This window comes from Actinosynnema pretiosum (assembly GCF_002354875.1).
GTDB lineage: Bacteria > Actinomycetota > Actinomycetes > Mycobacteriales > Pseudonocardiaceae > Actinosynnema > Actinosynnema auranticum.
The window spans coordinates 2126180-2145207 of record NZ_CP023445.1 but is presented as its reverse complement, the minus strand read 5'-3'; the positions used below and the strand labels follow the sequence as shown (position 1 = coordinate 2145207).

Here is a 19028-nt window from a genome sequence, read left to right as displayed (position 1 = left end):
GGCACTTCCCGGAAGATCCCGTGTGCCCGTCTGCGCCTCTCGCCCCGCGCGCCGGTCGCCGGCGCGTGACCGCCCGTGCCCGGTGGACGGCGGTCGGGGTCTGGGAGCCCCTGGACCGTATCTCAAACGGGCGATCATTCCGGAATCACCGGGGGCGATTCCGGGGACGCCACCTGCCCGAACGGGTGAGCACGGGGGTACGCGGTGCGGCGGACCGGCTGGTCGTGGGGGCCGCGTTCGGCGGGTGGGTCGGGCAGGTCGGGCTTCGGGGACGTGACCGCGGGGGCGTCGGTTCTCCCACCCGGAACGACCAGGTCACGGCCCCGGCACACCTCGGCGGCGCGGGAGCGGTCCCAGCGGGTCCGGGCAGCCGGGGTCGCTCGAACGGTCGGGGGGCTAGTCGAGGTGGAGCCCCTCGGCGCTCAGGTCGCGGGGGTCGAGACCGTTCGGGCTCGACTCGTTCGGGCCGGAACCGTTCGGGCCCCGCCCCTCCGGCGGGTGGGTGTCCTGCGGGCGGGCGCCCCGCGGGAGGGCGAGCGCGGGCGGCGGTTGCGGCAGGCTCCAGCCCGCCTCCGCCCACACCGTCTTCACCCCGGTGGACGGCAGCACCCCCCAGCGGCTCGCCAACCGGTTGACCAGCAGCAACCCCCGGTGACGGCGCCCCGGCCTGCCCAGCACGGGCAGCAGCTGCGGGCTCGCGTCGTCGACCTCCACCCGCACCGGCCACCGGCACAGGCGCAGCTCGCGCGGCCCCTCGGCGTGCTCCAGCGCGTTCTCCACCAGGGCGTTCACCACCATGAGCAGGTCCAGCAGCCGGTCCCGCTCGACTCCGGGCAGGGCGGCGGCGACCCGCTCCCGCACGAGGTGCGGGAGCAGCAGCCCCCCGGAGATCCGGAGGTCCGCGACCCCGGTGGTGTTCATCCCTAGGCACCCCCAGCACAGCACAACGCGGCACCCTGGTTTTTCAAGGCGCGTCAGCAATTACCCGGTGGGGACGGGTGCCAAACCGGCGGGGACGGGGATCGGCTAGTGGTCCAGGTCACAGGTCTCGGGGGCACCGCCTCGGGATCGCGGGTTCGGGGACGACTTCGGGGTGCGGAGCCGGGGACGCGGCGCTCGGGTCACCGGTTTCGGGGGGGTAGCGGCTCCGGATCGCAGCGCCTGGCGGGTCTCCGGCGCTCGGCTCGGGGTCGGCGCTCGGAATCGGTGCTCGGGGGCGCGGTGCTCGGATCACAGCGTCGGGATCGCGGCACCGGCGGGTCACAGCGTCGGGATCACGGCGCCGGGGTCACAGCCCGCGCGGCGCCTCGATCGCGGTCGGGGCGGCCGGGGCGGCGACGGTCGGGTCGGGGGTCTGGCCGACGGCCATGGCGATCGCGGCGAGGGTGACGGCGGTCGCGGCGCCCACGAGCACCCGGTGCCGGGACGGGGCGGCGGGCGGCGGGACGGGCGCGGCGAAACCGCGCAGCGCCATCCCGCACGCGGCGGCGCTGGGGCGGTCCCTCGGGCGGCGGGCGGTCATCGCGGACAGCAGGTGCGCCAGGTCCGACGGCGCGGACAGCGGGATCTCCGGCGCGCGGCCCAGCCGGGACAGCGCGGTGCGGCCGGTGAACGCGGGGCGGCCGGTCAGGCACTCCAGCAGCACCAGGCCGAGCGCGTACACGTCGGCGGGCTCCCCCACCACGTCGCCGCGCACCTGCTCGGGCGCGAGGTAGGCGGTGGTGCCGACGCGGCGGTCGGTGCGGCGGGTGCGCGAGCCCCCTGGCCCGGCGAGGCCGAAGTCGGCCAGGTGCGGCTTCCCCGCGTGGTCGAACAGGACGCCGGTGGGGGTGAGGTCGCGGTGCGCCACGCCGTGCTCGTGCACGTGGGCGAGCGCGTCGGACAGCAGCACCCCGAGCAGCCGGGTCTGGGCCTCGCTGAACGCCCCCCGGTCGAGGTGGTCGCGCAGCGTGGGGCCGTCCACGAGCTGGAGCACCACGAACGAGTCCCGGTCACGACCGCCGACGTCGTACACGGACACCACGTTGGGGTGGCTGAGCCCGGCGAGGACGTGCATCTCGTTGTCGAACCTGCGGTAGGCGGCCCGGCCCGCGCCGGGCGCGACCAGCTTCACCGCGACCGCGCGCCGCAGCAGGGTGTCCCACCCCCGGTGCACCTGGGCGGTGCCGCCGGTGCGGATCAGGCCGTCGAGCCGGTAGCGACCGGCCAGCAGCTGGCCCGCTTCCAGCTCCCCGGTGTCCGCGGCGGACCACTCGGGCCCTACCGCGACCTTGCCCGTGGTCTTGGTCGACAGAGACAGGGACACAACCCGCACCCTCCCACTCGCGCCGGTCTCCGGCCGGTCTCACCCGGTCGGGGCCGCTCACCCTCGCTCGCTCGTGCTGTGGGTCAGGTGCCCGCAGTCCGAGGTCGACAAACTCGCCGTGCCGAGTTGAGACACCGGGCGGGCGAACGCCCTTCGGGCGCCGCGGGGGCGCGGGGTGCGAATCCGGTGCGCGGGGTTTCCGGTGGAACGGCTCGGGTAGCCCTGAGCTGGAGGTTCACCTCGGCCCGGACGGGGAGGCGAGCCGGGTCAGGCCACCCCGGAACGCTTCGGGGCGCGGCGGTGCGCGCGGGACCGGGTCGGGACGCGCGAGAGCCGGACGGGGCTCGGCGGCCCGCCCGACTCCAGGGGTGCGTGCTCGGTTGTCGCGCCGGGACCGGGTCGTCCGGCGAGTCGTCCGGACCGGTTCCTCCGACCGTTCCCGGATCGGACCGCGCGGTCGGCCCTGCTCCAGCGATCCCGCTTCGGCGGTCTTGCCCCGGCGGTCTTGCCTCAGTGATCGTTCCTCAGTGATCGTTCTCCAGCGGTCGTTCTTCAGCGGTCGTTCTCCAGCGCTGGTTCCTCGGTGATCGTTCCTCAGCGGTCCCGCGCCGGCGGCCCTGCCCGCCCGACCGGGCGGTCAGCGCGGCGCCCGTCCGCCCACACCGCCCGAAACCGGTCGGGGTACCCGGCAGCCCGGACCCCACCGCTTCTCCGCGGCGTGGTCGTGCGCGATCGCGCCACCCCGCCCCGCGCCACCAGTCCCGCGTCCCGCGCCGTTGCGTCCCACGTCGTCCTCCGCCGATCCCACCGACACCCGGTGCGGTTCCTCCCGCGGGGGGACCCCGGCCGGGCTCCCCCTGCGGGAGCCCCCGTCGCGGCGGCTGGTGTCGGAGCGCCGCCGCGACGGGGGTGTCACAGCGCGGAGCGCGTCTGCGCGGCGATCTCCACGTCCTCGCCCGCCGCCAGCACCCACACGCCGACCGCGGACCCGTCGCCGCTGATCCGCGCGTCCGGGGCGCACCCCGCGTTCCGGCCCGGATCGAGCCGCACGCCGAGGAACCCCAGCCCTCCCGCGACCCGCTCGCGCAGGGCCGCGTCGTTCTCCCCCGCCCCGCCGGTGAACACCAGCAGGTCGAGCCCGCCCAGCGAGGCGGCCATCGCGGCGATCCCCTGCCGCAGCCGGTGCTCGTACACCCCCAGCGCCAGCCGCGCCTCGGGCGAACCACCGGCCGCCGCCGCGCGCACGTCCCGCAGGTCGTCGCCGACGCCGCTGAGTCCGGCCAGCCCGGAGCGGTGCTCCAGCCCGTCCGCGACCTCGTCCGCGCTCAGCCCGCCCCGCCGCTGCAACCACAGCAGCAGGCCGGGGTCGACGTCGCCGCTGCGCGTGCCCATGACGAGCCCGGCCAGCGGCGTGAACCCCATCGTCGTGTCCACCGACCGCCCGCCGCGCACCGCCGACAGCGAGCACCCGGACCCCAGGTGCGCCACCACGACCCGCTCGCCGCCGCCGGCCAGCTCGCGCGCCCGCCGGTCGGCGTAGGCGTGCGAGAGCCCGTGGAAGCCGTACCTGCGCAGCCCCCACCGCTCCCGCCACTCGGGCGGCAGCGGGTAGGTGGCCGCGTGCTCCGGCAGGGAGGCGTGGAACGCGGTGTCGAAGCACGCCACGTGCGGCACGTCCGGCAGCAGCTCGCGCACCGCGTCCACGCCGTCGAGCGCGCGCGGCTGGTGCAGGGGCGCGAGCGGGACCAGCTCGGCCAGCCCCGCCCGCACCCCCTCGTCGATCAGGGTGGGCCCGGTGAACCGGGACCCGCCGTGCACGACGCGGTGGCCGACCGCGTGCACCTCGGGACCGCCGTCGAGGAGGTCGCCGAAGTGCCCGCGCCCGTCCCAGCGCTCCACGTCGTGCTCGACCAGCACCTCGTCGGCGGGGCCGAGGACGCGCAGCTTCAGGCTGGACGAGCCCGCGTTGACCACCAGCACGTTCATCAGGACCGCCAGCTCCAGTCCCGCACCTCGGGCAGGTCCTCGCCGTGCTCCCGGATCCACCCGTGGTGCCGGGTGCGCTGGTCGGTCATCAGCTGGCGCAGCCGGGCGGTGCGCGGCCCGAGGCCCGGCACCCGGTCGATCACGTCCATGACCAGCCGGTAGCGGTCCATGTCGTTGAGCACCAGCATGTCGAACGGCGTGGTGGTGGTGCCCTCCTCCTTGTACCCGCGCACGTGGATGTTGTGGTGGTTGGTGCGCCGGTAGGTCAGGCGGTGGATCAGCCACGGGTAGCCGTGGTAGGCGAACAGCACGGGCCGGTCGGTGGTGAAGATCGCGTCGAACTCGCGGTCCGACAGGCCGTGCGGGTGCTCGCTCTCCGGCTGCAACCGCATCAGGTCGACCACGTTGACCACGCGGACCCGCAGCGACGGCAGGTGCTCGCGCAGCAGGGACACCGCGGCCATCACCTCGACCGTGGGGGCGTCGCCGGCGCAGGCCATGACCACGTCCGGCTCCTCCACGCCGTCGTCGTTGCTCGCCCACTCCCAGATGCCCAGGCCCCTGGCGCAGTGCAGCGCCGCCTCCTGCGGGCCGAGCCAGTCCGGGGTCTGGTTCTTGCCCGCCACCACCACGTTCACGTAGTCGCGGCTGCGCAGGCAGTGGTCCGCGACCGACAGGAGGGTGTTGGTGTCCGGCGGCAGGTAGACGCGGACGACCTCGGCCTTCTTGTTCATGACGTGGTCGATGAAACCGGGGTCCTGGTGGGAGAACCCGTTGTGGTCCTGGCGCCACACGTGCGAGCTGAGCAGGTAGTTCAGCGACGCGATCGGGCGGCGCCAGCCGAGCTTGCGGTGCGTGCCCAGCCACTTGGCGTGCTGGTTGAACATCGAGTCGACGATGTGCGTGAACGCCTCGTAGCAGTTGAACAGGCCGTGCCGCCCGGTGAGCAGGTAGCCCTCCAGGAAGCCCTGGCACAGGTGCTCGGACAGCACCTCCACCACGCGGCCTGCGCGCACCAGGTGGTCGTCCGCGGGCAGGGTCTCGCCCTGCCACTGCTTGCCGGTGACCTGGTAGACGGCGTCGAGCCGGTTGGAGGCGGTCTCGTCCGGGCCGAACAGGCGGAAGTTGCGCTGGGCGTCGTTGAGCTCGACCACGTCGCGCAGCAGCTGCCCGAGGACCCTGGTGGGCTCGGAGGTGCTGCCGCCGTGCTCGGGCACGTCGACGGCGTGCTCGCTCAGGGCGGGCATCCGCAGGTCGCGCAGCAGGGTTCCGCCGTTGGCGTGCGGGGTGGCGCCCATGCGCAGGTGGCCGGGCGGGACCAGCTCGCCGAGCTCGGGGACTGGGGCGCCGTTCGCGTCGAACAGCTCCTCGGGCCGGTAGGAGCGCAGCCACTGCTCCAGCATCCGCAGGTGCTCGGGGTTGTCGCGCACGCCGGAGAGCGGGACCTGGTGCGAGCGCCAGGTGCCCTCGACCTGGACACCGTCCACTTCGGACGGTCCGGTCCAGCCCTTGGGGCTGCGCAGCACGATCATCGGCCACGCCGGGCGGGTGGTGTCCTCGCCGGAGCGGGCCTTGGCCTGGATCTTCTCGATGGCGTCGAAGACCTCGTCGAGCGCCTCGGCCATCGCGGCGTGCATGGCCTCCGGCTCGTGGCCCTCCACGTAGACCGGGGCGTAGCCGTAGCCGCGCAGCAGGCTGTCCAGCTCCTCGTGCGGGATGCGGGCCAGCAGCGCCGGGTTGGCGATCTTGTAGCCGTTGAGGTGCAGGATCGGCAGCACCGCGCCGTCCTGCGCCGGGTCCAGGAACTTGTTGGCGTGCCAGCTCGCGGCGAGCGGGCCGGTCTCGGCCTCGCCGTCGCCGATGACGCAGGCGACGACCAGGTCGGGGTTGTCGAAGGCGGCGCCGAACGCGTGCGCCAGCGAGTAGCCCAGCTCACCGCCCTCGTGGATGGAGCCTGGCACCTCCGGCGCGACGTGGCTCGGAACCCCGCCGGGGAAGGAGAACTGCCGGAACAGCTTCGCCATGCCGCGCGCGTCCTGCGGCACCTCGGCGTAGGTCTCGCTGTAGGTGCCCTCCAGCCAGGTGTTGGCCAGCAGCGCGGGACCGCCGTGGCCGGGGCCGGTGATGAAGAGGACTTCGGCTTCCCGCTGCTTGATGACGCGGTTCAGGTGCGCGTAGACGAAGTTCAGGCCGGGGGTGGTGCCCCAGTGCCCGAGCAGCCTCGGCTTGATGTTGGCCGCTTCCAGCGGCGTGCTGAGCAAGGGGTTGTCCAGCAGGTAGATCTGACCCGCTGACAGGTAGTTCGCCGCCCTCCAGTAGGCATCGATCAGCTTGAGGTCTGCTCCGGTTCTCCCGGTCTGCGTTGACATCCAGGTCTCCTCGACTGCGGTTGCCGTCCGATGTCCACGGGGGGCTACCCCAAGCCTGGCGCGCCGACCCCGGCCGGTTGAAGGTCCGGCGGTCCCCGTCGCACAGGGACTTGTGGCCCTGAGAAGGGGCCTGGGACTGCCGGCAACGTCGTGGGCGACGAACACCTGGAGGTGAGCCGCATGGACCGCGGTCTGCCCGACGACGAGACGATCCGGGCCGCGGTGGCACTGGCCTGCCGCGCGCCCTCGATGCACAACACCCAGCCGTGGCGGTGGAGGCTGGGCGACAGCAGCGTGCACCTGTACGCCGACCCGCAGCGCTGCCTGTCCGCGACGGACCCCGACGGCGCGGACCTGGTGCTCAGCTGCGGGGCGGCGCTGCACCACCTGCGGGTGGCGCTGGCGGCGCTGGGGATGCGCGCGGTGGTGCGCAGGCTGCCCAACGCCTCCGACCCGGACCACCTGGCGTCGGTCGAGCTGTCCCGGCAGGAGCCGGAGGCGGAGGAGATCGCGCTGGCGGCGGCGATCCAGCGGCGGCGCACGGACCGCAGGCGGTACTCGTCGTGGGCGGTGCCCAGGGCGGTGCTGGCGCAGTTGGTGGACCGCGCGGTCGAGGAAGGCGTTGTGGCGCGGGAGGTCCTGGGCACGCGGGCGCGGTTCGAGCTGTCGCTGGCGGTGGCGCGGGCGGCGGCCGTGCAGGAGGCGGACCCGGCGTACCGGTCGGAGCTGCGGCGGTGGAGCGGCGGGCACGTGGAGCCGGAGGGCGTGCCCGCGGCGAACGCGCCGTTCGGGCAGCACCGGTACGGGGACGTGGGGATGCGGGAGTTCCCGAGCGGGGAGCTGCTGTGCCCGGAGAACGGGACGTGGGAGGAGGACGGGGCGACCCTGCTGGTGCTGGGGACCACGTCCGACGACCGGTTGTCGCGGCTCAAGGCCGGTGAGGCGATGAGCGCGGTGCTGCTGGAGGCGACGGCGGCCGGGCTGGTGGCGTGCCCGCTGAGCCAGCCGCTGGAGGTGGCGGAGGCGCGGCAGCGGGTGCGGGACGAGGTGCTGGACGGGTCGGTGTTCCCGCAGATCGCGCTGCGCGTGGGCTGGGCGTCGTTCGACGCCGACCCGCTGCCGCCGACGCCGAGGCGGGCGCTGGACGAGGTGCTGGCGAAGTGGTGAGCGCTCAGCGGCGGTGAGCGGGGGTGGTGGAGCGTCCCGGTCGGGTTGTCCGGCCGGGGCGCGTTCGTGCGCGCGGGGGGCTTTCGGGGGGCTTCGCGGGGGTGCTGCGGGGTTGCTGCGGGGTGCCGACGTGGCGCGGATTCGGTCCCCGGTAAGGGTCCTAGCCCGTGGGGGACCTTGGGCACTGGGTCGTGGTTCGCGCGCTGAGCATGATCGTGGTATGAGCAAAGCGCGCGAGATCGTGAACATGCAGCTGAGCCTGGCCCGCAGGGTCCCCGAGGCGGCGCGGGAGTACGCGGGCGTGAAGATCGGCTGCCTCGGCAAGTACGCCCCCGGCGAGGTGCCGTTCGCGATGGTCCGGCTGTCCTACGACGGCCCGCGCAGACTGGTGGCGCACGGGACGCTGCACGTGGACGGGCACGCGGTGAACGCGGACGCGGGCGCGGACACGTTCATCGAGGTCGTGGACCTGTTGCAGGACAGGCTGAAGGCGCAACTGGTCAAGATGCACGGCTGAGCGCGTCCGGGACAGCGGTGTCGCGGTCTTAGGCGCGGAGCGGGACAAAGTCGAACCCGGAGTCCACAGCGGACTTCGGGTTCGTGTTGTCCCTGGGACCGCCCCTAGCGGTCCACCACCCACTGCGCGTCCGGCGGCCAGCTCCCCAGCCGCACCACGTGCTCCACGATCCGCAGCGCCTCGTCGACCGGCACGGTGTCGACGTCCGGGTACTCGTCGCTCTGGCCGTTCGCCAGCTCGAACCCGTCGCTCCAGTCGTCCGGGTCGGCGCCGGGGTCGACCGCGTGCTCCCCCGGATCACCCTCGTGCTCCAGCAGCAGCACCATCGCGCGCTCGCCGTTGCCCACCACCGCCAGCGACCGCCCGCCGTCCGAGGCGAGCCACGTCTCCAGCGCACCCGCCGCGATCCGCCCCCGCAGCAGCTCCCCGACCTCGTCGGCCACCACCGGGCGCCCGTCCAGCGTCCACGGGCTCACCGGTACTGCTCCCGCGCTGCGCAGCAGTGCGAGACCACGAAATGGCGCACTGCGGCCCCACACTGCGACTCGCCAGGTTCGCTCTTCGCTCTTGGCTCACACCCCTCGCCGTCCGGGCCGAACCGCGCGCACAGCGCCCGCACGTCGGCCCGGTCGTCCGCGTCCCCGGTGTACTCGTCGTGGAACCGCACCGCCCACTCCGCCGACACGCACTCCACCTCGCGCCCGCCGATCACCCCGCGCCCCAGCAACGACTCCGCCGGGTAGGCCACCCCGCGCTCGGCGGGCCCCAGCACCCCGCGCCCCTCCACCACCACGTCCAGGTCCCCGTGCCGCCGGGTCCGCTCGCCGAGCAGCGCGTCCACGCCCCACCCGCCGTCGATCCACAGCCGCGCGCCCGCAGCCTCCGCCAGGTCCAGCACGGCCAGCACGTCGGCCACCCAGGTCACCGCCCCCTCGGGCGTGCTCGTCACCACCCCGACACCCTCGCACGGCGAAGGCCCCACCCGCACCGGGTGGGGCCTTCGCCGAAAAACCGTCAGTCGACCGGACCCCGAGGCGCGGGCGCCACGACCACCGGAGCGGACGCCGACACCTTGCCCTCCTCGCCCAGCACCAGCATCGCCTGACCGCGCGCCCTGCGGGACAGGACCTCCGACGCGCACCCGCGCACGCTGTGCCGCACGACCTCCGGCACCACGTCGCGGCCGTCGCAGACCTGCCGCAGCAGGTTCTCCACCAGGGCGACCGAGCGGGCGCGGGAGGCGCGCTCGCCCTCGTCGCACAGCTCCCAGGCGTTCACGACGTGCAGCGGCCTGCCCTGCGCCACGGCTTCGTCCATCGCCCAGGCCAGCGCCTTCCGGCACCGCTCCGACCCGTCGACCCCGACCACGATCGCCCCGATGTTCACGCCCCGGCCCTCCGCAACGCTCGCAGGTACGGGTCGACCGGGGCGACGGGTTCCAAGCGGACCCGCGCGTCCACGGCGATGACCCGCTCCCCCTTGACGACCAAGGGGTTGAGGTCAAGCTCGGCGATCTCCGGCACCATCTCCGCCAGCCGCGACACGCGCAGCAGCACGTCGTGCACCGGCTCCTCCGGGTGCTGCTCGAACACTTTGGCGGAGGCGCGGAAGCCGCGCAAGAGGTCGTCCACGTCCGCCGAGGTCAGGGGCGCGAGCGCGGCGGCCCGGTCGTCCAGCAGGTCGGTGTCCACGCCGCCGAGGCCGGTCACCACGAGCGGCCCGAAGCGCTGGTCGCTCACCACGCCCACGAGCAGTTCCCGGCCGCTCTCGGCCATCGGCTGGACGAACACGCCCTCCAGCCGGTCGCCGAAGCGCTCCTGCATCCCGGTGAACTCCTCGGCGACCCGCTCGGGGGTGCCCAGGTTCAGCTTGACGCCGCCCGCCTTGCTCTTGTGCAGCACGCCGCGCGCCACCGCCTTCATGGCGATCGGCTGCCCGAACGACTTCTGCGCCGCGACCGCGCCCTCCACGTCGGAGGCCAGCACGCCGCCCAGGATCGGCAGGCCGAACGCGCTCAGCAGCCGCACCACCTGGTCGGGCTCCAGCCAGCCGCCCTCGGGCTCGACCGCGAAGTGCTCGGCCACGACCTTGCGGGCCAGCGGCACGTCGATGCCGGGCAGGTCGACCGCGGCGGGCGCGGGCCTGCGCAGCCACTCGGCGCGCTGCACCAGCGCGGCCAGCGACTCGGCGGCGCGCACCGGGTCGGCGTAGGAGGCGATGCCGTTCTCCAGGATCGCGACCGAGCCGAGCTGGTCGGCGGCGACCGCGAGCACCGGCTTGGAGCTGGTGCGGATGCCCTCGGCCGGGTTGCCCAGCGCGGTGGGCACGGTGACCGCGATGACCGCGTCCACGGCCGGGTCGGCGGCCACGACGTCCACGCACCGCGCGAACACGTCGGCGTCGAGCACGGCGGTGGTGTCGACCGGGTTGGTCGTGCTGGCCACCGAGGGCAGCAGCGCGGCGAGCTTCGCCGTGGTGTCCTCGGACAGGTCGGCGACGGTCAGCCCGTTGTGCGAGCAGGCGTCGGCGGCGAGCACGCCGAGACCACCGGCGTTGCTGACCACCGCGACCGAGCGGCCCTGCGGCAGCGCGGTGTTCTCCAGCGCCGCCAGCACCTCCACCAGCTCGGCGATGCCGTCGACCACGATCACGCCCGCCTGCCGGAACAGGGCCTCCTGGGTGACCGCCGGGGTCGCGGTGGACGCGGTGTGCGACGCCGCCGCCCGCTGACCGGCCTCGCTGGTGGCGGAGCGGATCGCCAGCACCGGCTTGCGCCTGGCGACCCTGCGGGCCAGCCGGGAGAACTTGCGCGGGTTGCCGAACGACTCCAGGTACAGCACCACCGAGGTGGTGCGCTCGTCGCGCTCCCACCACAGCAGCAGGTCGTTGCCGCTCACGTCGTACTTGTCGCCGGTGGAGACCACGTCGGTGGTGCCCATGCCGAGCGCGCTCAGCTGCTCCAGCACCGCGATGGCCACGCCGCCGGACTGGGTCACCAGGCCGATGCCGCCGCCGCCCGAGCCCTTGCGGGTGAACGTGGCGTCCATCCGCACCTCGGGGTCGGTGGAGGCGACGCCGATGCAGTTCGGGCCGACCATGCGCATCCCGTGCTTGTGCACGGACGCCAGCAGCGGCTTCGGGTCGACGCCGGAGGTGACGACCACCATGGCCTTGACTCCGCGCTTGCCGCAGTCCTCGGCCACGGCGGGCACCGCCGCGGCGGGCACGCAGATCACGGCCAGGTCGGGGGCGACGGGCAGCTCGGCCACCGACGGGTAGCAGGTGACGCCGAGCAGCTCGTCGGCCTTGGGGTTGACCGCGTGCAGCTCGCCCGCGAACTCGCCCTTGACCAGGTTCGCCAGCACCGCGTGCCCGACCGAGGTGGCGTTGCGGCCCGCGCCGATGACGACGATCGAGGTCGGCTTGAGCACCGCCCGCAGGCTCGCCACGCCGGAGGTCAGCTCGCGGTTGGCGACCGCGTCCAGGTAGTCCTCGCCCGCGTCGAGGCCGAGGTCGACGCGCACCACCTCGGTGTCCGGGGTGGCGGTCATGACCAGGCCCAGCTCGCTGAACAGCCCGAGCATCCTCGGGTTGTCGCTGAGCAGGTCGGCGGTGAACCGGCGCACGCCCCGGCCCCGCGCGAGCGAGACCAGGTGCTCCAGCAGGAGCGTCCCGACGCCTCGGGACTGGCTCGCCGAGGTGACGACCAGCACCACGTTGGCGGTGGTCTCGTCCTCGGCGGAGGGCGCGTAGGCGCCCGCGCCGATGAGCTCGTCGTCGGAGAACGCGCAGAGCACGACGTCGTTCTCGGCGAGGGGGTAGCGGTCGGGCAGTTCTCGGCGGAGTTCGCGCAGTGCGTCGGCGTCCTCGGGGCTCGCCTCGCGCAGCGCGATGACGGTGCCGTCGGAGAGCAGGGCGCGGGTCTCGATGTGCGTGGTCACAGCAGCGGTCCAGGTGTGATGACGGGACGGGGTTCTTCGACGCTCTCGGGCTGTGGGGCCCTGAGCACCACCACGGGGCACGCCGCGTGGTGGACGCAGTACGAGCTGACCGATCCGAGCAGGGCGGTCCGCAGCAGGCCCATGCCCCTGCTGCCGACGACCAGGAGCTGGGCGTCGTGCGAGGCGGTGACGAGCGCGTCGCGCGCGTCGCCCTCGACCAGCACCCCCCGGACGTTCTCCAGTCCGGCGATGGCCTCCTGCAGCGCCTCGCGGTGCGCCGCGCGCAGCTCGTCGCGGTCGACGCCGACCGGTGCGGGCGCCATGAGCTGCCCGTACTCCAGGTGCCACGCGAGGACGGCGTCGACGCGGCACCCCCGCAGGGCCGCCTCGTCGACCGCCCAGCGCAGCGCGGCACGGGCGGCGGGCGAGCCGTCGACTCCGACCACGATCGCCTTGTCGTCCATGTTCCCTCCTCCTCCGGTGCTCTGGTCCGAGCGTCCCTCCGGGGCCGTGCGCGCGGTCAGTGGCGGCGGACCTCCGGGGTGTGGGACCTTCGGCCCTTCGGGGTCGGGCCGTGTGCTCGGCGAACGGTTCCCGCGCAGGTCAGAGCGGGTTCACCGGGGGTCGCGATGGTGACGTCGACGGTTGTGGTCCCCGGCACAGTGCGCACCAGGGCCGTCACGGCGCGTCGTTCCGCCTCGTCGTCGAGCGCGCCCCGGACCACCGCCCTGCCCGCCTCGACGGCGACCTGCCAGCGCCCGGCGGGGTCGCAGGCGCGCAGCGCCCGGTCGATGCGCGCCGCGAGCACGTCGTCGTCCGGGGTGAGCGCGCAGCAGGTCGATCCGGCTCACCGCCCCGACGAGGTCGGTGGCGCTGGCGGTCAGCGGCGCGCTGATCACCGGCGCGCGCATGACCTGCCGCACCTGCAGGTCGCCGGTGGCGCGGCCCAGGCCCGCCAGGAGCAGGTCCGAGCCGGAGGCGGTGCCGACGAGCCTGCCCTCGTCGTCGCAGACGGGCAGGGCGGAGAACCCGTGGTCCACGAGCAGCGCCGTCGCCGTGCGCGCGGTGGCGCCCGGTTCGACCGAGACCACCGGCCCGGTCATCACATCGGCCGCGTTCACGGCGCTCGCCCTCGCCCGCGCGCGGGGGCTCCGCGAGGGGTGCGGGGCGGGTCGGGGCAGGGCCGCGGGTCCCTGCCCGGCGGGGGCCGGCCGGGGTCTCCGGGGTGCGTGCGGCGGCCGGGTGGGGCACGGTGTTCGGGTCGCCGCGCGGCCTGCTGGAACACTCGGGGCGGGCCTCCCGGTGGCGACGCGGCGTGGCGCCCGCGCCGCGGAGGGGGACCGGGACCTTGGACCCTGTCAGGCGGGGGCCGGGGCGAGGGATGTTGTGCACGGGTTTGACGGAAGGTGGGTGCGGTGAGCGCACGGGTGTTCCTGGTGGACGACCACGAGGTCGTCCGCGTCGGGGTGAGGGAACTGCTGAACAGCGACGACGAGCTGGAGGTCGTCGGAGAGGCCGGTTCGGTCGCGGAGGCGCTGGCGCGGGTCCCCGCGAGCGGCGCGAACGTGGCGGTGCTGGACGTCCGGCTGCCCGACGGCAACGGCATCGAGCTGTGCCGCGAGCTGAAGTCGCTCATGCCCGACCTGCAGTGCCTGATGCTGACGTCGTTCACCGACGACGAGGCGCTGTTCGACGCGATCATGGCGGGCGCCTCGGGCTTCGTGCTCAAGCGCATCCTGGGCACGGACCTGTGCACGGCGGTGCGCACGGTGGCGTCCGGCCAGTCGCTGCTGGACGCGCGGTCGACGAGCGCGCTGCTCAACCGCATCCGCCGCGAGCGGGAGCAGGGCGACCCGGTCCGGATGCTGACCGAGCAGGAGCGGACGGTGCTCGACCTGATCGGGCAGGGCATGACGAACCGGCAGATCGCGGAGAGCATGTTCCTGGCCGAGAAGACGGTCAAGAACTACGTGTCGCACCTGCTGGCGAAGCTGGGGCTGGAGCGGCGCACGCAGGCGGCGGTGCTGGCGAGCAAGCTGCGCAAGCGGCCCGGCGGGGTCGAGGCGGACTGAGACCGCCGGGACGGGCTGGGGGTCCGAGGGGCGCACCGGGTGGTGCGCCCCTCGCGCGTCCGGCGGGCGCAGGGGCAGGCAAGCGCCGGGTCCGGCGGGCGTCAGGTCCGGCGCAGGTCCGGCGCAGGTCCGGGCCGCGGCGCGGGGAAGCGCTTGCCCGCGGGTCCCCGGTCGGGCTCAGTCCTCGTTCGCGGCGCCGGCCCTCACCCTGCCCCTGGGGCGCCGGGGCTTGTCCTTGAGCAGCTTCTTGTTGGCGTAGAAGGCCCACCCGACCGCGGCGCCCGCGACGACCAGCCACATCAGCGCGGGCGGGAACCAGGTGAAGTGGAACTGGCCCACGACGATCCCGGCGACGACCAGCGCGGAGAAGACCAGGTGCGCCAGGTCGAGCTTCATCTTCAGGTTGACCTTCATCTGCTCCTGCTCGTCCTCGCTCGGGTCGGCGCGCGCGTCCCGACGCGCCGGTGCCGAGCACAGTACAGATGATCAAGAGCGGGAGCGCGGGCCAGGCAGGGCCGAGGCCGGGAGAACGTCCACTGTGGACGCTCTCCGGCCCTCGATCCCCCGTCACTCCAGGGGAACCTGCCACGTGACGCGCGTCCCGCCGCCCGCGCACGCCTCCACCGCCGCGCTGCCGCCGAGCCGCCGGGCCCGCTCGTCCAGGTTCCGCAGCCCGCTGCGCGCGACCTTCTCCGGCATCCCGATCCCGTTGTCCACCACCGAGATCGTCAGCTCCCGGTCGGCCTCGATGGTCACCGTCAGCTCGCTCGCGCCGGAGTGCCGCACCGCGTTGCTGACCAGCTCCCGCACCACCGCCTCGGCGTGCTCGCCGACGTGGTCGGGCACCGAGTTGTCCACCGTGCCGTTCATCCGCACGGCGGGCGTGAGCGCCGAGTGCTCGGTCACCTGCGACACGATGTCCAGCAGCCTGCGCCGCAGCCCCGGCTCGTCGTCGGCCGCCTGGAGGTCGAAGATCGTGGTGCGGATCTCCAGCACGGTCTGGTCGAGCTGGTGCACGGCGCTGTCGACCCGCTCGCGCAGCTTGGGGTCCTCGACCCGGTTGAGCGCGCCCTGCAGGCTCATCCCGGTGGCGAACAGCCGCTGGATGACGTGGTCGTGCAGGTCGCGGGCGATCCGGTCGCGGTCCTCCAGCACGTCCACCAGCCGCCGGTTGCGCTGCGTCTCGGCCAGCTCCAGCGCCACGGCGGCCTGCGCGGCGAACGAGGCCAGCAGCGGCACCTGCTCGGCGCCGAACTGGGGCGCGCCCTTGGCGCGGGCGGCCAGCAGCACGCCGGTCACCTGCGAGGCGGTGCGCAGCGGCACCGCGACCCCCGGCCCCAGCTCCAGGCTGGCCTCGCCGAGCCTGCCGTCGAGGTGCTCGAACAGCGCGGGCACCCCGGAGTCCAGCACCTGCTCGGCGAACGTGTCCTCGCCGTCCAGCAGGCCGCCGACGAGCCGGTCGGTGTCACCGCCCGCCGCCGAGGCCATCCGCAGCCGCCGCCCGTTCCTGCCGTCCTCGGCGAGCACGATCAGCGACACCGCCGCGCCCGCGAGCTCGCGGGTGCGCTGGGAGATCAGCCGCAGCGCGTCCTCGGCGGACGCGCCGCCCAGCAGCTCGGCGTTGACCTCGGCGGCGGCCTCCAGCCAGCGCTCGCGCATCCGGGACTTCTCGAACAGCCGGGCGTTCTCCACCGCGACGCCCGCCGCGGCGGCCAGCGCCGACAGCACGATCTCGTCGTCGGGGGTGAAGTCGCCGCCGTCCCGCTTCTCGGCCATGTACAGGTTGCCGAACACCTCGTCGCGCACCCGCACGGGCACGCCGAGGAAGGTCTTCATCGGCGGGTGGTTCGGCGGGAGGCCGACGGACGCCGGGTGCGCGCCGAGGTCGTGCAGCCGCACCGGTCTCGGGTCCTTGATCAGCAGCCCGAGCAGGCCCTTGCCCTGCGGCAGGTGCCCCATGCGGGCGCGCTCGTCCTGGTCGATGCCGACGTGGACGAACTCGGAGAGGTCGTCGCGATTGCCCAGCACGCCCAGCGCCCCGTACCGCGCGCCGACGAGGTCGACGGCGGCCTGCACTATCCGCTGCAGCGTGGAGTCCAGCTCCAGCCCCGTGCCCACGGCGAGCACCGCGTCCAGCAGGCGCTGCATCTTGTCCCTGGTGGAGCCGATCTCGGTGAGCCGCTCCCGCATCTCCTCCAGCAGCTCGTCGAGCCTCAGGCCCGCCAGGAGCCGCTGCGAGGAGGAGTCCTCAGCCGGTCCTGTCACGCCCCCACCCTGTCACGCGGCGTTCGCCGCCGCAAAGGCCTGGTCCCTCCCCGACTAGGGACCTTCGACCGTGTACCCGCGGCCGATCTGGTCGGACAGTGGATCGTGGTTGGTTCGATCGAGTGGCGGGTGTCGGGGTGAGGACGTTGAGTCAGGTCGCTGGGGTGAGCGGGGTCACCGGGGTTCTGGGGCTCTCCGAGGACGAGGTCGAGTCGGTGCTGACAGCGGCGGCGCTGGCGCCGTCGGTGCACAACACGCAGCCGTGGCGGTTCCGGCTGGAGGAGGACCGCATCGAGCTGCACGCGGACCTGGACCGCAGGCTGCCCGCCACCGACCCCGAGGACCGGGAGCTGCGGCTGGCGTGCGGCGCGGCGCTGTTCAACCTGCGCCTGGCGCTGCAGGGCCACGGGATCCGGCCGCTGGTCACGCTGATGCCCGGCCACGACGCGCCCGGCGCGCTGGCCGTGGTGCGGCGCGGCGGCAAGCTGCTGCTGGACGACGAGACGCACCAGCTGCTGAACGCGGTGCCCGCGCGGCGCTCGAACCGCAAGCCGTTCCACGACGTGCCGGTCCCGGTGCGGCACCGGCAGGCGCTGCTGCGCGCCGCCGAGCGCGAGCGGTCCTGGCTGCACGTGGTGACCGACGCCGAGGAGCGGGCCCGGTTGCAGCGGTACGTGTCGAAGGCGCACCGCATCCAGCAGGCCGACCGGGGCGTGCTGGACGAGCTGGGCGAGTGGACCGGGGAGCGCACCGCGGGCGACGGTGTGCCGCCGCGCTCGGCCGGGCCGCGGCCCGCGCCGCAGGACGAGTGGGCGATGCGGGACTTCCTGGCGGCCGACGGCGGCGAGCGGGCGTCCGGCAAGGACTACGAGTCGGACCCGCTGGTGCTGGTGCTGTGCTCGTTCTACGACGGGCCGCTCGCCGAGGTGCAGGCCGGTCAGGCGCTGCAGCGGGTGCTGCTGACCGCGACCACGCTGGGGCTGGCGGTGTCGTTCATGTCGCAGGCCATCGAGGTGCGCGCGGTCCGCGAGGAGCTGCGGCGCGCGCTGGGCGGCACGGTGGTGCCGCAGACGGTGCTGCGCGTCGGCTTCGGCTCCCCCGTCCCGCCCAGCCCGCGCCGCGAGGTGCTGGAGATGCTGGTGTCCGCGGAGGCCGGCGGCCACGCGGGGGTGTGACGCGCGCCGGTCGACGACCGGCTGAAGGCCGCGCGGGCCCGAGGTGCATCGGACCAACCGGAGATCGCACCTCATCCCCCGCGCGCGGCGATCGGGCCGGACCAGCGCCCGGCCCGATCGCCTCCCACCCCTCACCTCCGGCCGCTCACAGCTCGATGACCAGCCTGGCCGGGACCTTGCCCGCGAGGACGTCCTCGAAGGCCTCGTTGACCTGGTCCAGCGTCGTGCCCCTCGCGATCACCCGCGTGCGCCCGGCCGCGTGCAGCTCGAACACCTCCGCCAGGTCCGCCCTGGTGCCGACGATCGAGCCGATCACCGTGATGCCCTTGAGCACCAGGTCGAACACCGGCACCGGCAGCACGCCGTCCGCCGGGAGCGCCACGCACACCAGCCGCCCGCCGCGCCGCAGCGACGCGAACGCCTGCTCGAAGCTGCGCGGCGACGCGGCCAGCGCGATCGCCACGTCCGCCCCGCCGAGCGCCTGGATGGCCGCGACCGGGTCCTCGGTGGCCGCGTTGACGGTGTGGTCGGCGCCGAGGTCGGCGGCGAGTTCGAGCTTGGCGTCCTCCACGTCGACCGCGACGGTGATGCCGCCCGCGATCCGCGCGTACTGGAGCGCGAGGTGGCCGAGCCCGCCGATGCCGAACACCGCGACCTTCTCGGTCGGGGTGATGCCCGCGACCTTCACGGCCTTGTACGTGGTGACGCCCGCGCAGGTGAGCGGCGCGGCGTCCAGGCTGGACACGCCGTCGGGCACGGGCACGGCGTAGCGGGCGTCCGCGACGGTGCGCTCGGCGTAGCAGCCGTCGACCGAGTAGCCGGTGTTCTGCTGCGCCTCGCACAGGGTCTCCCAGCCGGAGACGCAGTGCGCGCACTCGCCGCAGGCGGCGCCCAGCCACGGGATCGCGACCCGCAGGCCGACCTTGGCCGCGTCGACGCCCTCGCCGACGGCCTCCACGACGCCGACGCCCTCGTGGCCGGGGATGAACGGCGGGGTCGGCTTGACCGGCCAGTCGCCGTGCGCGGCGTGGATGTCGGTGTGGCAGATCCCCGACGCCTCCAGCCGCACCAGCACCTCACCGGGGCCGGGTTCCGGCGTCGGGACCTCACCCACCGCGAGTGGCTCGCCGAACTCGGTGACGACCGCTGCTCTCATGTCGCGCTCCCATCGTCTTTTCCGTGGTCCGTGCCAGGATTCTGCGAGGGCGCCGCTCCCGCGCCTGCGGCCGAA

Annotated in this window: 17 protein-coding genes and 1 pseudogene; 4 read left to right on the top strand and 14 right to left on the bottom strand. The window is 74.4% G+C overall.

All coding sequences use genetic code 11. The features are described from left to right. Nucleotides 1-396: 396 nt before the first annotated feature. The 4 genes from CNX65_RS09595 to CNX65_RS09580 all read right to left on the bottom strand — a co-directional run bounded on the left by CNX65_RS09595 (nt 397) and on the right by CNX65_RS09580 (nt 6660). The gene (locus CNX65_RS09595; RefSeq protein WP_096492455.1) at nt 397-921 is read right to left on the bottom strand and encodes an ATP-binding protein; all 525 of its coding nucleotides are present in this window, start codon (nt 919-921) and stop codon (nt 397-399) included. Nucleotides 922-1288: 367 nt separating this feature from the next. Beyond that, nucleotides 1289-2305, bottom strand: a complete 1017-nt coding sequence (locus CNX65_RS09590) for a serine/threonine-protein kinase (protein WP_157767564.1) — start codon at nt 2303-2305, stop codon at nt 1289-1291. Nucleotides 2306-3217: 912 nt separating this feature from the next. Continuing rightward, nucleotides 3218-4291, bottom strand: coding sequence for an acetate/propionate family kinase (locus CNX65_RS09585; protein WP_096492453.1), 1074 nt, complete (start codon nt 4289-4291; stop codon nt 3218-3220). Beyond that, the gene (locus CNX65_RS09580; RefSeq protein WP_096492452.1) at nt 4291-6660 is read right to left on the bottom strand and encodes a phosphoketolase family protein; all 2370 of its coding nucleotides are present in this window, start codon (nt 6658-6660) and stop codon (nt 4291-4293) included. The genes CNX65_RS09585 and CNX65_RS09580 overlap by 1 nt, the downstream gene beginning before the upstream one ends. 180 nt (nt 6661-6840) lie before the next feature. On the opposite strand from CNX65_RS09580, the gene CNX65_RS09575 reads away from it, so the two are divergent. Both CNX65_RS09575 and CNX65_RS09570 read left to right on the top strand, forming a co-directional pair. Further along, nucleotides 6841-7827, top strand: a complete 987-nt coding sequence (locus tag CNX65_RS09575) for an Acg family FMN-binding oxidoreductase (protein WP_096492451.1) — start codon at nt 6841-6843, stop codon at nt 7825-7827. Nucleotides 7828-8047: 220 nt separating this feature from the next. Then, on the top strand, nt 8048-8344 hold the full coding sequence (locus CNX65_RS09570) for an HPF/RaiA family ribosome-associated protein (protein WP_096492450.1): 297 nt from the start codon (nt 8048-8050) through the stop codon (nt 8342-8344). Between the two features lie 104 nt (nt 8345-8448). Here the strand turns inward: CNX65_RS09570 and CNX65_RS09565 are convergent, their stop codons facing one another. From CNX65_RS09565 to CNX65_RS38290, 7 genes and pseudogenes are all read right to left on the bottom strand, one after another. Then, nucleotides 8449-8820: a hypothetical protein gene (locus CNX65_RS09565; RefSeq protein ID WP_177154641.1), complete on the bottom strand. Its 372-nt coding sequence runs from the start codon at nt 8818-8820 to the stop codon at nt 8449-8451. After that, nucleotides 8817-9293, bottom strand: coding sequence for a nucleotidyltransferase domain-containing protein (locus CNX65_RS09560; RefSeq protein ID WP_232519770.1), 477 nt, complete (start codon nt 9291-9293; stop codon nt 8817-8819). Before CNX65_RS09560 ends, CNX65_RS09565 begins: the two co-directional genes overlap by 4 nt. A 65-nt stretch (nt 9294-9358) precedes the next feature. Beyond that, nucleotides 9359-9730, bottom strand: a complete 372-nt coding sequence (locus tag CNX65_RS09555) for a universal stress protein (protein WP_096492449.1) — start codon at nt 9728-9730, stop codon at nt 9359-9361. Next, nucleotides 9727-12285, bottom strand: coding sequence for a bifunctional acetate--CoA ligase family protein/GNAT family N-acetyltransferase (locus CNX65_RS09550; RefSeq protein ID WP_096492448.1), 2559 nt, complete (start codon nt 12283-12285; stop codon nt 9727-9729). Before CNX65_RS09550 ends, CNX65_RS09555 begins: the two co-directional genes overlap by 4 nt. Next, nucleotides 12282-12749 carry a universal stress protein gene (locus tag CNX65_RS09545; RefSeq protein WP_096492447.1) on the bottom strand — a complete coding sequence of 156 codons (468 nt, stop codon included), beginning with the start codon at nt 12747-12749 and terminating at the stop codon, nt 12282-12284. Before CNX65_RS09545 ends, CNX65_RS09550 begins: the two co-directional genes overlap by 4 nt. Nucleotides 12750-12805: 56 nt before the next feature. Beyond that, nucleotides 12806-13093, bottom strand: a complete 288-nt coding sequence (locus CNX65_RS38295; protein ID WP_096492446.1) for a BON domain-containing protein — start codon at nt 13091-13093, stop codon at nt 12806-12808. 157 nt (nt 13094-13250) lie between these two features. Beyond that, nucleotides 13251-13388 (bottom strand): annotated as a pseudogene (locus CNX65_RS38290) (CBS domain-containing protein); the annotation flags it as partial. Nucleotides 13389-13700: 312 nt separating this feature from the next. On the opposite strand from CNX65_RS38290, the gene CNX65_RS09530 reads away from it, so the two are divergent. Beyond that, nucleotides 13701-14357, top strand: coding sequence for a response regulator (locus CNX65_RS09530; RefSeq protein WP_096492445.1), 657 nt, complete (start codon nt 13701-13703; stop codon nt 14355-14357). 177 nt (nt 14358-14534) lie between these two features. Here the strand turns inward: CNX65_RS09530 and CNX65_RS09525 are convergent, their stop codons facing one another. After that, on the bottom strand, nt 14535-14771 hold the full coding sequence (locus CNX65_RS09525) for a hypothetical protein (RefSeq protein ID WP_096492444.1): 237 nt from the start codon (nt 14769-14771) through the stop codon (nt 14535-14537). Nucleotides 14772-14924: 153 nt separating this feature from the next. Continuing rightward, entirely contained in the window at nt 14925-16622 is a 1698-nt protein-coding gene (locus CNX65_RS09520; RefSeq protein ID WP_096492443.1) for a GAF domain-containing sensor histidine kinase, read from the bottom strand. 164 nt (nt 16623-16786) lie between these two features. Between CNX65_RS09520 and CNX65_RS09515 the strand changes: the two genes are divergently transcribed. Further along, nucleotides 16787-17797: an Acg family FMN-binding oxidoreductase gene (locus CNX65_RS09515; RefSeq protein ID WP_232519769.1), complete on the top strand. Its 1011-nt coding sequence runs from the start codon at nt 16787-16789 to the stop codon at nt 17795-17797. 145 nt (nt 17798-17942) lie between these two features. On the opposite strand, the gene CNX65_RS09510 is transcribed toward CNX65_RS09515, so the two are convergent. Further along, nucleotides 17943-18953, bottom strand: a complete 1011-nt coding sequence (locus tag CNX65_RS09510; RefSeq protein WP_096492441.1) for a zinc-dependent alcohol dehydrogenase — start codon at nt 18951-18953, stop codon at nt 17943-17945. Nucleotides 18954-19028 lie beyond the last annotated feature (75 nt).

Excerpts from the sequence above, each read along its gene's own strand:
- CNX65_RS09595 (WP_096492455.1), bottom strand. The coding sequence starts at position 921 with ATGAACACCACCGGGGTCGCGGACCTCCGGATCTCCGGGGGGCTGCTG.
- CNX65_RS09585 (WP_096492453.1), bottom strand. The coding sequence starts at position 4,291 with ATGAACGTGCTGGTGGTCAACGCGGGCTCGTCCAGCCTGAAGCTGCGC.
- CNX65_RS09580 (WP_096492452.1), bottom strand. The coding sequence starts at position 6,660 with ATGTCAACGCAGACCGGGAGAACCGGAGCAGACCTCAAGCTGATCGAT.
- CNX65_RS09575 (WP_096492451.1), top strand. The coding sequence starts at position 6,841 with ATGGACCGCGGTCTGCCCGACGACGAGACGATCCGGGCCGCGGTGGCA.
- CNX65_RS09570 (WP_096492450.1), top strand. The coding sequence starts at position 8,048 with ATGAGCAAAGCGCGCGAGATCGTGAACATGCAGCTGAGCCTGGCCCGC.
- CNX65_RS09545 (WP_096492447.1), bottom strand. The coding sequence starts at position 12,749 with ATGGACGACAAGGCGATCGTGGTCGGAGTCGACGGCTCGCCCGCCGCC.
- CNX65_RS09525 (WP_096492444.1), bottom strand. The coding sequence starts at position 14,771 with ATGAAGGTCAACCTGAAGATGAAGCTCGACCTGGCGCACCTGGTCTTC.
- CNX65_RS09510 (WP_096492441.1), bottom strand. The coding sequence starts at position 18,953 with ATGAGAGCAGCGGTCGTCACCGAGTTCGGCGAGCCACTCGCGGTGGGT.